Origin of the sequence: Kaistella carnis (genome assembly GCF_003860585.1) — a bacterium.
GTDB classification, from domain to species: domain Bacteria; phylum Bacteroidota; class Bacteroidia; order Flavobacteriales; family Weeksellaceae; genus Kaistella; species Kaistella carnis.
In genome coordinates, this window is the sequence record NZ_CP034159.1 from 1,066,095 (window position 1) to 1,082,585 (window position 16,491).

The following is a 16,491-nucleotide window of genomic DNA, read 5'->3' on the forward strand; positions in this document are numbered from 1 at the left end:
ACGCAATGAATTGTTAGTATGAATTTTTATAATTCTGATTTTTAGTAACTCATTTCGATGATTTTCTGAGCATCAGAAGGTTTCAAAGATTTATGTTCTCCAAGTCCTTCCCAACCTCTTTCGGTGAAACGTTTTGCAACTGTGCTTCCGGTTTCTGAATAATCTTTCGTGTAGTCTGATAATTTAATATCGATTCCTAAAGATTTAAAGAACTCATCGGTTTTGTCAATTCCAGCGTGGGCTTTTTCTTCTAAAGTTCCTTCTGTAATATTCCAAACGCGTTCGGCATATTGCGCCAATTTTTCTTTCTTGGTTTCGAAATTATAACGGTAATGATTTCCGGCTAAAATAGCTAAAGTTCGAGCGTGATCGATTCCGTACATCGCGGTCAATTCGTGACCCATCGAGTGAATTGCCCAATCTCCCGGAACTCCTTGCTGAATTAAACCGTTCAAAGCCATGGTACAACTCCACATAAAATTAGATGCTGCTTCATAATTGGTTGGATCTTTCATAATCGCCGGAGCCACTTCAATTAAAGTCTGCATAATACTTTCAGCGAAACGATCCTGTAATTTGGCACCAATTGGATACGTCATGTATTGTTCCATCACGTGCGTGAAAGCATCAGCAATTCCGTTCGCCAATTGACGTTGTGGAATTGATTTGATCACTTCCGGATCAAGGACAGAAAATTGCGGGAACATTCCAGGTCCACCAAAGGCTAATTTTTCCTGAGTTTCTGCTCTCGTAATTACGGAACCTGAATTCATTTCTGAACCTGTTGCAGGAAGTGTTAGAACTGTTGCGAAAGGCATTCCTTCGGTTACTGGTTTTTTATTGGTTAATAAATCCCAAGGAGTTTCGCCTTCATATAAAGCAGCGGCTGATAAAAATTTAGTTCCGTCGATTACAGAACCGCCACCAACTGCTAAAAGATAAGTGATGTTTTCTTCTTTAATGACTTTCAGCGCATCTAATAAAACGCTGTATTCCGGGTTGGCAGGAATTCCACCAAATTCTACCACTTCATATCCTGAAAGTGCTTTTTTTACCTGGTCATAAACTCCATTTTTCATAATACTTCCTCCGCCGTAAAGCATGAGTATTTTTGAATTTGCTGGAATTTCTGTTGGAAGATTTTCAATTTGTCCTTTACCAAACAAGATTTTTGTTGGATTTCTGTATTTAAAATTGTTCATATTTTTTTTTTTACTGTTTATATTTTTACGATCATTTTTCCTTTATTCTTACCTTCAAAAAGGTCGATAAAAGCCTGTGGAATATTTTCAAAACCTTCCACGATGGTTTCTGAATAAATAAGTTTTCCTTCGCTCAACCATTGCGATAAATGTTTCATTCCTTCCGGAAACTTGTCTGCATAATTCCCTACGATGAAACCTTGCATTAAGGCACTTTTACGAATTAAAAAATGTTCAACTCTTGGACCTTGAGGAACTGAAGTATCGTTGTAAGCCGAAATGGCGCCACACACAATAATTCTTCCTAATCTGTTGATATTCGCATGAACGCTGTCGGAAATCGTTCCACCAACATTGTCAAAATAAACATCAACTCCATCGGGACAAACTTCTGCAATCGCTTTGGTCATGTTCTCCGTTGTTTTATAATTGATGGCTTCATCAAAACCAAATTTAGATTTTAGCATTTCTACTTTTTCATCAGTTCCGGCGATTCCGATAACGCGACAACCTAAAATCTTTCCAATTTGACCAACAATACTTCCAACGGCTCCAGCGGCTCCGGAAACAACAAGGGTTTCTCCTTTTTGCGGTTTACCAATTTCTGTCAAGCCAAAATAAGCCGTTAATCCGGTCATTCCCAAAACACCGAGATAGTTGGAAAGTGGCGCAATTTTATCATCTATTTTTAAAAGATTTTCTCCGATTGAAGTTTGAAATTCTTTCCAGTTCAACATTCCTGAGACAAAATCTCCTTTTTTGAATTTCTCATTTTGAGATTCTAGCACTTCTGCCACAACTCCGGAACTCATTGCTTTTTGAAGTTCAAAAGGCGGAACGTACGATTTTGCATCACTCATTCTTCCTCTTAAATAAGGATCTACGGAAACAAATTTTGTTTTTAAAAGAATTTCGCCTTCCTTTAAAGCAGGCATTTCTTCCTCAACAAATTTAAAATCTGAGAGTTGAGGTTTCCCAACCGGTCGGCTGTTTAATATGATCGTTTTATTCATTATGTTTAATTTTTTTACATTTTAAATTCTATAGAGTATGATTATTAATGAACGTTCATTCTTTATTTAATTAAAAAATTACATTCTTATCGCATCCCACGCTGCTTTGAACGTTTCCTGCTTCTCAGTTTCGCTTAAAGTGTGAATATCTCTTTCCTGCATTCCCAATAAAAAAGACAAAGGATAAATGGTGAAGGCGTACAAAACGTAGTCTGTAAGTGGTTTTATAATTCCCTCATTTTTTCCTCTCTGCCACAAATTGAGTAAAGGTTGCAAATGTTTTAAACCTTCTACCCTAATCTCTTCCTCAATCATCGGACTGTTGTCGCATTGCGTTAAAAAATTGGTTTCTTTAATTTGAGATAATTTGTAATTCGCGATATTAAACCAGATCAGTTCAAATCCTTTTTTCACCGATAAATCTTCACTGTAACCTTCGAAAGCACAATTGCTAAAATCTTCTTTTACCTCTAAATACAACTTGTTAACAAGGTCCTGCTTGTTTTCAAAATAAAGATAAATCGTAGCGGGAGCGACACCCGCTAATTTCGCAATCTTGGACATCGGAGTATTATGAAAACCATGATTATTCACCAAAGTCAAGGTTGCGTTTAAAAGCGCAGTTCTCTTGTCAGATATTTTTTCTTTTTTAATCATGATTAAATTCTTGCGAGCGAAGTAAATTTATAGGATTTCCAAGACAGCCAAATCAACACGAATTGAAAAGCCAATCGAACATATGCTACTGTTGAACTTCCGATAACAGGTTGATCTTTCATCGCATCGAAAATATGAATCGGCAGAAACATCACCATTAAAATGAAAATTCCGAACAGTCCATACTTCGTGTATTTTTGATTTAAGAATAAGGTCACTATTCCCAGCAACAACTCTACAATTCCGGACAGATAAACGATTCCCAACGGAAATGGTAGAAATGACGGAACGATAGGAACATAAAATTCAGGTTTCAATAAATGATAAAATCCAGAGACCATCATTAAAACTGCTAAAAGGATGCTTGTGATGACCCAAAATATTACTTTCATGTTTAGTTTTTTAATTTTTAACAGAACAAAGATACAAAAAAAAGAATGATCGTTCATTTATTTTATCTATTACAGAAATTTGGGAACTTTTTTGAGTTTAATTCAATGATCTTTAATTTAATTGAAAGACTTTTAATTTCTCCAAAACAGTTCTTTCAATTCCTCCTAAACTCTTATTTTAGCACTTCTAAAAATGCCGCATGAATTCCATTGATTATATTAAAAAATCCCTTCCCATATCCGAAAACAATATTAAAGCAACGCTGAAACTGTTAGCGGAAGATTGTACGATTCCATTTATTTCCCGTTATCAAAAAGATGCGACGGGAAATTTAGATGAAGTTCAGATTGAAGGAATTTCAAAACTGAATAAACAATTTGAAGAACTAGTTAAAAGGAAAGAAAGTATTCTGAAATCAATTGAAGAACAAAATGCATTAACGCCGGAATTCAAACAAAGAATTGAAGAAACTTTCGATTTGCAGGAACTGGAAGATTTGTATTTGCCTTTCAAAAAAAAGCGAAAAACGAAAGCCGATGCGGCGAAAGAGAAAGGTTTAGAACCATTGGCAAGAATGATTATGAGTCAGAACGCCAACAATCTTGAAGGTTTAGCCTCCAAATATTTGAACGATCAAGTTTCTACGGAAGAAGAGGCTTTGCAGGGCGCGCGAGATATTATGGCGGAATGGATCAACGAAAACATGTACGTTCGGAAAAATTTGCGCCGATTGTTTCAAAGAAAAGCAGTCATTGCTTCCAAAGTCATTAAGGCAAAAAAAGAGGAAGAAGCCGCCCAGAAATTTTCGCAATATTTTGATTGGGAAGAAAGTCTGAACAGAATTCCATCGCACCGATTATTGGCGATGTTACGCGCAGAAACGGAAGGCTTTGTAAAGACCAATATTGGAATTGATAAGAAAGAAGCGCTGGAATTCATAGAAAACACCCTCATTAAATCCAATAATGAGTGTGCAGATCAGATTGCTTTGGCCATCAAAGATTCTTATAAAAGATTGCTGGAACCCGCGATTTCTAATGAAACTTTACAGGAAGCCAAGGAAAAAGCAGATCAGAAAGCCATTGAAATATTTTCTGAAAACCTCAGACAACTTCTACTCGCTCCGCCATTAGGCGAGAAAAGAATTCTGGCAATTGATCCCGGATTTAAAAGTGGTTGTAAAATCGTTTGCCTTGATGAAAAAGGCGATTTATTACACAACGAAACTATTTATCCACACGCGCCGCAGAATGAAACGGGAATGGCGATGAAGAAAATTCGGTCGCTCGTGAATTCATTTAACATTGAAGCGATCTCCATTGGAAACGGAACAGCAAGTCGGGAAACGGAGTTTTTTATTAAGAAAATTGCTTTTGATAAACCGCCATTGGTTTTCATTGTTTCAGAAGCTGGTGCGTCGGTTTATTCGGCGAGTAAAATTGCGCGAGATGAATTTCCGAGTTATGATGTGACGGTTCGTGGTGCAATTTCTATTGGAAGACGACTTTCTGATCCGTTGGCTGAATTGGTAAAAATTGATGCAAAATCAATTGGAGTCGGACAATATCAACATGACGTAGATCAAACGCAATTGAAAAATGAACTGGATTCTACGGTGATGAAATGTGTGAATTCAGTTGGAATTAATCTGAATACGGCGAGTAAATCTTTGCTCAGTTATGTTTCCGGAATTGGGGAAAAGATGGCAGAAAACATCGTGAATTACCGTGCAGAAAATGGTGCTTTTGAAGACCGGAAACAATTAAAGAAAGTTCCGAGATTAGGAGAAAAAGCCTTTCAACAGGCGGCAGCATTTATTCGGATTTCGAATGGTAAAAACCCTTTGGATAATTCAGCCGTTCACCCGGAAGCGTATTCGATTGTTGAAAAAATGGCGAAAGATCTAGGTATCAAAACGAATGACCTCATCGCCAATAAAGAACTTATAAAATCCATCAATCCTGAAAATTATATCACGGAAGCGATTGGTATTTTAGGAATTAAAGATATTCTGAAAGAACTGGAAAAACCAGGTTTAGATCCGAGAAAAGCAACGAAAGTTTTTGAATTTGATCCGACTGTGAAATCCATTAAAAATTTAAAAGCAGGAATGATTCTTCCGGGGATCGTCAATAATATTACGGCGTTTGGATGTTTCGTAGACGTCGGAATTAAAGAAAGCGGACTCGTTCATATTTCTCAATTGAAAGAAGGTTTTGTATCTGATGTGAATGAGGTGGTAAAACTGCATCAGCATGTCCAGGTGAAAGTGACCGAAGTAGATGAAGCGAGAAAGCGGATTCAGTTGAGTATGATTTTGTGATTTCTTTAAACGCAAAGGCGCAAGGTTTTTAACAAAATGACTGCTTATAAATTACGGGCGCAAAGGCGCTTCGCTCAGCAAAGGGATTTTTCTTAAATATTGGTCAAAATATGGTGGAAAGTTCATTGAGTATGATTTTGTGATTTGTTCCGCTCATATAATTGTGAGACAGACATTTTGATTTTCTTATGGCAAGAAGAAATGTCTGAAGTTATAGCCCCGATGGGAGCCGCATCCCCGCATTGGCGGGATATAGCGGACAGCGGGACGGGTTTTGTAAGTAGCGTTTGGTGCTTCTAAATTAAAATTTTATAACTCCAATTTTTACCAACAAAAAAGCCGTTTCAATTACTGAAACGGCTTTTTCATAAATAAAATAACTATAATTATAACTGATGTTTCGGAGTAAATCCGTCTTCACTTAGTTCTTTGTGTTCATAATCGGCTACCATTTCACTTTCGTAATCTACCTTTTCATCTTTACCCATTCTTCTGAGCATAGAGTCGAAAAGTGAATATACCACAGGAACAATAATTAAGGTAAGGAATAGCGACGATGTTAAACCACCGATTACTACCCAAGCCAAACCATTATTCATTTCGGCTCCGGCTCCTTTTGCTAAAGCAATTGGAAGCATCCCGAAAATCATCGCAATCGTCGTCATCAAAATCGGACGAAGTCTGGCGTGATTTGCCTGTATTAAAGCATCGTGGGTATTTTCACCTGCCGCTTTACGCATATTGGTGAAATCGACAATCATAATCGCATTCTTCGCCACCAAACCAATCAACATAATCATCCCCAACATGGTAAAAATGTTAATGGAATTATTGGTCAAAGCCAAAATTACCATTACTCCGATCAAGGCCAAAGGAATTGAGAACAAGACCACAAATGGATAAACGAAACTGTCATACAGCGAAACCATTACCAAATATACCAATACAACAGCCGCCAATAAAGCGAGTCCTAAAGTACCGAAACCTTCGGTCTGGTTTTCCATATCACCACTCCAGATGTAATTTACTCCGGCTGGTTTTGTTTTTTCATTGTCCATAAACATGGCTGCCCATTCGTTGGCAACATCCCCAGCAGGACGACCTACTACTTTTGACATTACTTTTACAGAAGGCGATTTGTCTCTTCGCTGAAGCAAACTCGGGCCGGAACTCATGTCAACAGTTGCAAACTGACTCAATCTGATCTGTTCGCCATTCGCGTTTGTAAACATTAGGTTTCTTACGTCATCAATGGATTGTCGGTTCGCATCTGCAAAACGGATGTTGATGTCATATTCATATTCCCCTGCGCGGTATTTTCCATCGGTATTACCATTAAACGCAGTTTGCATCGCTTGTCCAACACTGGAAAGGTTAAGACCCAAAGTCGCCATTTTATCACGGTCGATATTTACACGAACCTCCGGATTTCCGGTATCGGTTGATAATTCAGCATCTACTGCGCCCGGAACTTTTTTCAATAATTCTAAAATTCTATTGGCTTCTTTGTTTGCAGTTTCGTTATCTGCAGCGGTTACCACCATTTCGATTGGGGCGTTATCTGCTCCCATCAATCCGATTGGTGCGGTTTTAAATTCGACACCGGTGAATTTTTCTTCAAGATCTCTCTTGAATTTGGCCGCTAAAATATCGGTGCTTTGGGCACGTTCTGATTTATCAACCAAGTTCACCTGAACTTCCGCCTGATAAACGGTTGCCTGTGATGCTCCAAAACCTGTAGATTGCTGACCCACCGTGGTAATTAAATCAACCACATCATTGTTAGAACGTAAATATTTCTCAACATTTAAAGTAACCTGATTGGTTTTTTCAACGGTTGCATCTTTCGGTAATTCTATCTGTACCAAGAATTGACCACGATCCATCTTTGGGAAAAATTCTCCCCCAATGAAACCGAAAGCGACCAACGCAAATGAGGAAATTAAAATAATAAAAGTAATCACAACGGTCATTATTCTTCTTAGTCCGGTTTTCAAACACCACTCCAGAATTCCTGTAATGAAGTGCGTGAATTTATCCAGTTGTCCTTCAAACCAAAGGATGAATTTTTCAAATGGATTTTTACCCGTAAGATGTACGACTTTTCCAAATCTTGAAGACAACCATGGAATAATAGTAAAGGACGCTAATAAAGAGAACAAAGTCGCCATAACCACGGTTACACAGAATTGCGCTAAAATATCAGATACCAACCCTGAACTCATCGCAATTGGTAAGAACACCACCACAATAACCAAGGTAATTGCAGTTACGGTAAATCCAATTTCGGAGGCACCATCATACGCTGCACGAATTCTGCTCTTGCCCATTTCCATATGTCGGTAAACGTTTTCGAGGACCACAATGGCATCATCCACCAGAATACCTACTACCAGTGAGAGTCCTAATAAACTCATTAAGTTTAAGGTATATCCCATTAAATACATTCCAATGAACGTCGCAATCAACGATAATGGAATCGAAACCATTACGATGAAGGCATTTCTAATATTATGAAGGAAAAGCAACATTACGATCGCCACAAGAATCACCGCAATCACCAAATCGAAAATCACGTGGTCTGCTGCTGCCAAAGTAAAGTCTGTACTGTCATCAACAATTTTCACGTTAAGACCTTGAACTGCATAATTCTTTGTAACATCAGCAATTGTTTTCTGAACGTTTTCAGAAACGGCAACAGCATTCGCATCCGACTGTTTTTTTACCTGCATCAAAATCGTAGGATTCTGATTAAATCTTGCAATTTTTTCTACATCCTGTGTAGTATCAAAAACGTTTGCCACATCTGAAAGTCTAACTTGCGCTCCATTTCTATTTGAAATTACCAAATTGCTCATCTCTTCAATCGACTTATATTTTCCAGATAGTCGAATCGTTGATTTAGACGTTCTTGATTTTAAACTTCCTGTGGGGAAATCTAAGTTGGAAGAAAGGATCGCTTGCTGAACTTCTCCAATGGAAATATTATAACCCTGCAATTTCTTTTCATCAATATTAACCTGAATTTCACGCTCCTGTCCACCTACGAGGTCAACTTGGGCAACACCGCTTACACGGGAAAAAATCGGTTCAATTTTTTTATCCAGAAGGTCATACAATTCTCTGTTGTTCAACTTATTACTGGAAATACTCATCGTCATAATTGGTAAATCATCCAGGGAGAATTTATTTAATGACGGAGCATCGATGTCATCCGGAAGTTGAGATAAGATCGCATTTACCTTACGTTGTGCATCATTCAGGGCATAATTAACATCAGCACCGGTATTCAGTTGAACCATGATTACGGAGAGACTTTCGTAAGAAGATGATTCTACCTTTTTTACGTTTTCCAAAGATCCCACGGCATCTTCAATTTTACGGGTCACCGAAGTTTCTACCTCACTTGGCGAGGCTCCCGGATAAACCGTAGAAATCGTTACCACATTGGTTTCAAATTTCGGAATCAGTTCGTACCCCATCATAGAGTAACTCAGTAAACCACCTAAAGTAAGTATCGTAAATAAAACGATGACTAACGAGGGTCTTTTAATTGATATTTCTGCTAATTTCATCTTTCTACTTTACGATGTTTATTTTTGAACCATTGTCCAGGTTGATCTGTCCGCTGGTAATTACCTGCTCTCCTCCATTTAATCCACTCACGATTTGTACTTTGTTACCATATACTTTTCCGGTTTTCACGTTGATCATTTTCGCTGTTCCGTTTTCAACGATGAATAACTGTCCTGAACTTACGCCATTTACAAATGCTTCTGCTGGAACGGTTAACATATTTTGATTTTCAGCACCGTAATTGGTTTTGAATAAAGCAGTTCCGTACATACCGGCTTTTAAACTTCCGTTGTTGGCCACTTCAATTTCTACCGGGAAATTTAAAGAGGCATCACTTTTGGGAGCGATGAAGGTAATTCTTCCGGCGAAAGATTCATCAGGTAAAACGTTCACAGTAATTGGAACAGTTTGTCCAATTTGAATTCTGCCGATCTGACTTTCGTCCACCAAAACAGATAATTTCAAACTGTTGATATTAACGATTTCGAACAAAGGAGTTCCCGGTGCAACGACCATTCCTGGTTCAACCATTTTTTTATTAATGATTCCACTGATTCCCGCTCTTACGCTTGTATCATTTACTCTTACGCTTTGTGCACGAACAGCAGACTGCATATTTTTCAATTGTAATCTGGAATTATCTAACTGTTGTTTTGTAACTCCGCCAGTTTTATATGCATTCTCATAACGCTGGTTATCGATGATGGCGTTTTGTAGATTATTCTGTGCCTGGCTTAGATCTACTTCGATCGCATCTCTTTTAATAGTTGCTAAAACCTGACCTGCGCCTACTCTGGAACCTTCTCTCACTAAGACATTCACGATACGTCCGGAGATTTCAGAAGACTGATTGGTTTCCTGTTTCGGGATAAATGTTCCGTTGGCAGAATAATCGGTATTGATGTTTTCTCTGCTTGCCGTCACCACATTCACGTTGATCTTATCAACCTGTTTGGCAACTTCGGCTACTTCTTTCTTTTGATTCGCTTTATTACTGGCAATTTTGTACGCTCCTAAACCGATGAGTACGACTGCGACGATAATATATATTAAAGTTTTTTTCATAAGAATATATTTATTTTTTTTTAAGGACTTATGCAATCGCTGTATTTTTAAGGGTATTTGGGTTAATCAATCTTGGCGATTTCATCTTAATTATTATTTTTTTTAATGTCAAAAGGAAACTTTCAACACGATTTTATTTTTAGTTTATTTTAAATAGGTTTTAAGTTCGCCTTTCGATTTATAATATTGAATTTCTGCAATTTTATAATCCAGGATCGCATTGCTGTAATTGTTTTTCGCTTCTACCAAAGCATTTTCGGCTTCCAACAAATCCGTAAGTGTTGCCAAACCATATTGGTAATTGCTTTTGGTATTGGCGGCTACGGTTTCCGCAAGACTTACGTTGGCTTTTTGACTTTCTAAAGAAGCAAGACTGTTCTCAATTTGAGATTTCGCGTTTTGATACGACAAATCTAAACCAAGTTTGGTGTCTTTAATATCAACATCTAATTTCTCAAGTTCTATTTGCGCCATTGCTACTCTCGCTTTCGTGGCAAAACCATTAAAAATCGGAATATTTACGCCTAACGTAATCGCAGAATAATCTGACCAGAAAACGCCGCTTTTTTCGCCGTGGGTTAAAGGAAATTTATCTCCCAATCCCTGATAACTGTAATTCGCATTTAAGTTTACTGTCGGATAATAATCTGCTTCAACTGCTTTTTTATTATACTGTAACAATTCTTTTTGTTTGGCTAAAAGTTGGACTTCCGCTCTGTTATCTGTTTCTATAACATCATCTAACAAATGTGGAGTGACTTCCATATCGGCTTTCACCAATTCAATTTCAGTTTCTATCGGCATTCCCATGTAAAACTTCAACGCATTTTCCGCCTGGTTAATGCCGTTTTCCTGCTGCTTCAAAATGGTGTTGATATTGGTCAAATTTACATTGGTTCGATCCAAATCCACTTTTTTCGCCAACCCATTATCGAACAAACTTTTGATCACATTTCTGGCTTTTTCAGTACTTGTATAACTGCTTTCTAAAGTTTCCTTTTTCTGCTGAATCGTAAAGACCTGAAAGTAAGCATTCGAAACTCTTTCTATAATCTGCTCTTCAGTTAACTGTTCGTTGATTTGATAAAATTCTTTGGTTGATTTTGCCGCCTTCAGTCCTATGAATACTTTTTGGTTAAAAATCGCCTGAGACAACTGCAAACCTGCACCGGCATTCCATTTCTGTCCGAAAGAAATCAACTGTATATTGCTTGGCCCACCACTAAATGCACCCACATCTAAGGCAGATTTCTGCAAAAGCGGATTATAGGTAAGATTCGCAACACCCGAAAGATGGGGCAATGCATTCGATTTCGCTTCCATAATTTGATAATCGGCATTCCGAACATCCAGTTTTGCTTTTAGCGCTTCTGCTTTATTTTGAAGCGCGTACTCTATGGCTTGTTTTAAGGTAACCGTCTGCTGCGCTTTCAATCCTGTGATTGAGCCGGCAAAGAGGGCGACAAAAGCCATTTTTCTCCAATTGGTCATTTTATATAATTGTTATTTATTACTGATTATAATTAAGTTTACCTCCATTAAATTGAAATATTATGAATCAACTTCTAAGGAAAACTACAGGATATTACTTTTGGTGAAGACTTTTTAGCACTTCTTTTCCCTTTTCGTTCGTAATCGCGTTCATGTAGAGCAACAAAGCTTCCTGCACAAAATATTCACGTTCGATTACTTCGGTATCAAAAAACGGAGAACTGTCATAAGACATCACAAGTTGGAAAAAAATCTTCGCATAAATTTCTGCGTTAAAATCTTCTCGGTAAAGTCCTTGATTTCTTCCTTTTTCAATATTGTGCACCAATACTTCTGCGAATTTTGTAGAAAAATTCAACATGTGTTTGTGAAAAATAGTCGGATAATATTTTAAAAGTTGGCGAATCAGAATATTATTGTTAGAGTGAGAAACCTTGTCGATTTCTTCGTCCCGACAAAACATTCTTTCAATGGCATTTTCAACATTGTCATCCAGATACTGAAGTCGGTCGATCACTTCGTGAAGTTTGTATTCCAAGACTTCTTCCAATAATTCCTCTTTATTTTTGTATTTCTGATAAAGGGTTTTCTTAGAAATTCCAAACTCTTTTGCAATCTCATCCATCGTCACACTTTTCGCGCCGTTATTGATGAAAAGTTCTGATGCTTTACTTAAAAAAATTGTTTTTTCGTCCATAATTCGGGGGCAAAGATACAAAAGAAAACTAAAAAACAAAATTAGTTTCCAAGTTTTCATATGTAATATGTTCGATAGATAAAATTAATAATGATGGATAAAATTGAGTTTTATTGTCACATCTAATTTAAGAAACGGATTTACTAAAAATTTAATAGAGCTTCAATAATTCTATCATGTAACCGGCAATTTAAATGGTATAAAATATAGCGACCTCATTTATAGGGATTTTGTACGAAAAAACCAACTTACGATAAGTTGGTCTTTGAAAGAAATATAAAAAGAAAAAAAATTACGGAATTGGAATTGCCTTCTGCACTTCAAAAGTTTCCGAAGTGGTAAATTCATGACCAAACATGTCGAAAGCTCTCACTTCTACTTTATGCGTACCGGCATTCAATTTATTTGTAAAACCACCGACCCAAATATGGCTTGACACTTCAGGGTTTGATGGTCTTCTACCTTCAAAAAGCTGCTCAGTAGTATCCCATTTATAGACCGACTGTGCAAAAGCGGGATCAATGGTTTCATGATAGTCCATCGACTTCCATTGGCCACCATCAAGACGATACTCTACCTTATCCTTTTTGCTTCCCATAAAAAAATTTGCCACCACTTTCGCAGATGTTTTGGAAGGAAAAGGAATCACCTTTGGTACATATAATTTGATTTGATAGTCATCCTCTTTGCCGAAAGATTTGTATTTTATATCGTACTGATTATCTTTAAAACTAAGGAAAGAATAGCCTTTCAGAGTGCCATCTCTCATGGTAGAAGCAGGAAGCCCGGCTTCATCTTTTGTGCCAGAATACCAGTCTCCGCTTGTAGTAGCGGCATTGTATTCATGCAATTCTTTGATCCCATTCCACCCGTCTTTTTTACCATAAAAAAGTTGTTGCTGTAAATGCGTGTGTGCAGAAAGCAGCAAAACATTGGAAAATGGACTTAGTAAATCAAACAGTTTCTGGCGATCTGCATTTCTAAAAGTGTCCTCATTTTTATGGTTTAGCGGGATATGAAATGAAACCACGATTAATTTATTTTGATCTACCAGCTTCAAATCGTTTTCGATAAAACGCAACTGATCTGCGCGAAAACCACCCCAATATCCTTTTTTTGTTCGTGGATCGGGATATAGAATATTGTCTAGAATAATAAAATGGACGTTACCATAATTAAATGAATAATTGGCCGGTCCAAAATTCGATTCGAAAGTTTCATCGGAAAGATGATCTTCGGTCGCCTCATAATTCATGTCGTGATTTCCCATTACATTATACCAAGGCAAACCAATTTCCCTCATCACTTCTGCGTAAGGTTTTTGAAGATTTAAATTATCTCCTACAAGATCTCCTAAACTAATTCCAAAGACAGCATTTTTTCTATTATTCTTAACTTCATTAACAATTCCTCTTTTAAAATAGTCCAGTTCTTTTTCAGTGTAAGGTTGTGGATCACCAAAAACTAAAATATCGAAACTGTCGGTTTCAGCTTGCTGTTGTAAAGAGAAATTTACTTCTTTTGGAAGTTTCCCTGTAGATTTTACCCCTTGATATTTATAAGTCGTAGGAGAACCTGCTGGTTTATGATGATAATAAAACTGAGGTAAATTTCTTTCATTCACGGGAACTTGATAACCCCTGGGTTTAATGACAAATACGGTTTGATCGTCTTGAATGGACAAACTGTAACGCCCTCTTTTATCAGTTAAAACAACATCAACACCATTTGAAACTGCAACATTTTCGATTCCTTTCTCGTTGTGATCTTTTTGTTGATTTTTATTGAGATCATTATAAATATAGCCAGAGACTGACGTTTGCGATAATGCTATTCCCGGAATTAACAAACAGGAAAATAAGAATGTTTTCATTTAATTATTTTTTAATTGGTCAGGAATATTGGTGGTAATAAAATTGATTCCTTGGTTTTTTAGTTTTTCGAATATTTCAACATCATTTACCGTCCAGGAGTTGGTGATTAATCCTAAAGTCTTTGCTTCCGAAATCCAAGTAGGATTTTTCAGAAACACAGAATAATGATAATCTAAACCATCCAATCCTTTTTGTTTTATTTCTAAAGGCGAAAGATCACCCTTGAGATATTGCACTTTAAATGCAGGTTCTAATTTTTTGATCTGCTGACAAATATTTAAACTGAAGGAGATAAATTCACTTTGGGATTCCAAATTCAGGTCTTTCACGATTTGAATTGCTTTCTGTACCAATTCATTTTCCTTGGTTTCTGAATTGATTGGTTTCAGTTCTATGATTAGTTTTAAGGCGGAGTATTTTTTTCCTTTTTCTAAATAGTCTTTTAAAGTTGGAATGTTCTCGCCATTATTTAATTTCAATTTTTCCAGATCTTGGAAATTAGTTTCCGAAATTTCCATAGAACCATGATGTTCATCGTGATTGATTACCAGCACGCCGTCTTTTGACATTCGAACGTCGAACTCGGTTCCGTAAATATTTAAACCTTGAGCATTTTCTAAAGCTTTCAGGGAATTTTCTGTGGTCGGAGGTTTTGTTTGCCAGTAACCACGGTGTGCTATAATTTGAGTTTGTGCCTGCATTAATAAAAGATTTAATAGTAAAAATGCACTGGTAAATTTTATCGTAATCTTAGTCATTCCACCACATTTTAGTGTTAATATTATCACCACCCATTCGCTGAGAGGCAATTAAATAATTGTCGTAATTCTGAATTTTAGTCGATGTTGGATAAAGCATTCTCTGAGGCATTTTTCCGTCGTTCAATAGACCTCCATTATTTGGAAGTACTGGAAACCCAGTTCTCCTTTGCTCATACCACTGTTGATGATCGATAAAGAAAAGACTGACATATTTTTGTAACATAATCCGTTCAAAAGTTCCATTATAGGCCACTTTAGGATTATCAAAATAGTTTGCGGGCACCACATTTCCCCACTGTTCAATTGTTGCTTTAACGCCATTCTGATAATAATTCTTGGCATCTCCCGAAATAATTCCTTTGAAAGCCAGTTCAGACAAAATAAACTGTACTTCAGCATAAGGCATTACCAGAATTTTCAATGGCGCTTTTGCTAAATTCTGATTCATATTTGAAGGTTGATATTCGAAACTGCTTCCTAAAGCATAACCCGAAGGTGCGCCTTTGTAGCCCATATTTTGATTAGCCGGAATACTTTTGGCTTGGGTAAAAAATTTGCTCAGCCTGGGATCCTGATTGTCTACCAAAGTCTTCGTAAAAAATTCTGCAGCAGCGCGGTATGCCGTAAAATCCTGAGGTCTGGCAATCGGAGGAAGCAAGGGCGCAATTCCTGAAATATCCAAAGTCGCACCATCTTCATTACTCGTAAAAATAGGATAAGTCGCTGGATTGTTCACGATTTCATTGATTCTTTGGTGAACATTAATTTCTCCGTTTTTGTTCAAAATTCGAGTCAGCAATCGTAGTGATAAGGAATTAGATAACTTTCTCCATTTTACGATTCCTTCTGTGCTGGCATCTGCATGATAAAATAAATCGCCTTCAGGTAATGTTTTCGTAGCATCAAATAAGGAGTTCGCTGCTTTTAAATCATCTAAAAGAAATTGATAAATATCCTTTTGTTCATCATATTTCGGCTTCATCATATTATTTTCTAAATGCAATGCCTCGGACATTGGAATATCTCCAAAAGCATCGGTGAGGTTGGCAAAAATCCAAGCATTTAATACTTTAGAAATCGCAATATAATTGTTGTTTTGTTCTTTTGTCGCAGCGGCATTTAATTCGCTCACTTGTTTTAACCACTTATAACTGGTATTCCAAAAGCCATTTCCAGTACCTTCCGTTAAATAATATCTGCTCACGGTGTTTCCTTCATTGGGAAACGGCAGTGCGACCTGCATAATATCAAAGGTAAAATCATCAGCTCTTTTGTAGCCATAACTTGCCATTTCATATTGAATCGGTTTCAAAAAACTTCCTGCCGACGGGCTTTTGATCCTGCTGTTATCGGTATTAATTTCTTCGAACGATCTTTGACATGAGTTTACTACAAGGAGTAAAATGATGAATGCGGAATTTAATATTATCTTCTTCATA

At 37.1% G+C, this 16,491-nt stretch carries 12 protein-coding genes; 1 reads left to right on the forward strand and 11 read right to left on the reverse strand.

The window, feature by feature from the left end; translation table 11 throughout:
• Positions 1 to 41: 41 nt before the first annotated feature.
• The 4 genes from EIB73_RS04780 to EIB73_RS04795 form a co-directional block, all read right to left on the reverse strand.
• Positions 42 to 1,202 (reverse strand): iron-containing alcohol dehydrogenase, encoded by a 1,161-nt coding sequence (locus EIB73_RS04780; RefSeq protein ID WP_125023145.1) that lies wholly within the window; start codon positions 1,200 to 1,202, stop codon positions 42 to 44.
• Positions 1,203 to 1,219: 17 nt separating this feature from the next.
• The gene (locus tag EIB73_RS04785) at positions 1,220 to 2,215 is read right to left on the reverse strand and encodes an NADP-dependent oxidoreductase (RefSeq protein WP_125023147.1); all 996 of its coding nucleotides are present in this window, start codon (positions 2,213 to 2,215) and stop codon (positions 1,220 to 1,222) included.
• 78 nt (positions 2,216 to 2,293) lie between these two features.
• Positions 2,294 to 2,872 carry a TetR/AcrR family transcriptional regulator gene (locus EIB73_RS04790; RefSeq protein ID WP_125023149.1) on the reverse strand — a complete coding sequence of 193 codons (579 nt, stop codon included), beginning with the start codon at positions 2,870 to 2,872 and terminating at the stop codon, positions 2,294 to 2,296.
• 2 nt (positions 2,873 to 2,874) lie between these two features.
• Positions 2,875 to 3,264 (reverse strand): DoxX family protein, encoded by a 390-nt coding sequence (locus EIB73_RS04795; RefSeq protein ID WP_125023151.1) that lies wholly within the window; start codon positions 3,262 to 3,264, stop codon positions 2,875 to 2,877.
• Positions 3,265 to 3,464: 200 nt separating this feature from the next.
• Between EIB73_RS04795 and EIB73_RS04800 the strand changes: the two genes are divergently transcribed.
• The gene (locus EIB73_RS04800; protein WP_125023153.1) at positions 3,465 to 5,588 is read left to right on the forward strand and encodes a Tex family protein; all 2,124 of its coding nucleotides are present in this window, start codon (positions 3,465 to 3,467) and stop codon (positions 5,586 to 5,588) included.
• A 386-nt stretch (positions 5,589 to 5,974) separates the two neighbouring features.
• On the opposite strand, the gene EIB73_RS04805 is transcribed toward EIB73_RS04800, so the two are convergent.
• The 7 genes from EIB73_RS04805 to EIB73_RS04835 form a co-directional block, all read right to left on the reverse strand.
• Positions 5,975 to 9,163 carry an efflux RND transporter permease subunit gene (locus tag EIB73_RS04805; RefSeq protein WP_125023155.1) on the reverse strand — a complete coding sequence of 1,063 codons (3,189 nt, stop codon included), beginning with the start codon at positions 9,161 to 9,163 and terminating at the stop codon, positions 5,975 to 5,977.
• A 4-nt stretch (positions 9,164 to 9,167) separates the two neighbouring features.
• The gene (locus tag EIB73_RS04810) at positions 9,168 to 10,229 is read right to left on the reverse strand and encodes an efflux RND transporter periplasmic adaptor subunit (RefSeq protein ID WP_125023157.1); all 1,062 of its coding nucleotides are present in this window, start codon (positions 10,227 to 10,229) and stop codon (positions 9,168 to 9,170) included.
• A gap of 144 nt (positions 10,230 to 10,373) precedes the next feature.
• Positions 10,374 to 11,720, reverse strand: a complete 1,347-nt coding sequence (locus EIB73_RS04815) for a TolC family protein (RefSeq protein WP_125023159.1) — start codon at positions 11,718 to 11,720, stop codon at positions 10,374 to 10,376.
• Positions 11,721 to 11,814: 94 nt separating this feature from the next.
• Entirely contained in the window at positions 11,815 to 12,417 is a 603-nt protein-coding gene (locus tag EIB73_RS04820; protein ID WP_125023161.1) for a TetR/AcrR family transcriptional regulator, read from the reverse strand.
• Between the two features lie 292 nt (positions 12,418 to 12,709).
• Complete coding sequence (locus tag EIB73_RS04825; protein ID WP_125023163.1) at positions 12,710 to 14,290, reverse strand: calcineurin-like phosphoesterase C-terminal domain-containing protein; 1,581 nt, start codon at positions 14,288 to 14,290, stop codon at positions 12,710 to 12,712.
• Complete coding sequence (locus EIB73_RS04830) at positions 14,291 to 15,049, reverse strand: glycerophosphodiester phosphodiesterase family protein (RefSeq protein WP_125023165.1); 759 nt, start codon at positions 15,047 to 15,049, stop codon at positions 14,291 to 14,293.
• The gene (locus tag EIB73_RS04835) at positions 15,042 to 16,490 is read right to left on the reverse strand and encodes a SusD/RagB family nutrient-binding outer membrane lipoprotein (RefSeq protein WP_125023167.1); all 1,449 of its coding nucleotides are present in this window, start codon (positions 16,488 to 16,490) and stop codon (positions 15,042 to 15,044) included. The genes EIB73_RS04830 and EIB73_RS04835 overlap by 8 nt, the downstream gene beginning before the upstream one ends.
• Position 16,491: the final 1 nt, after the last annotated feature.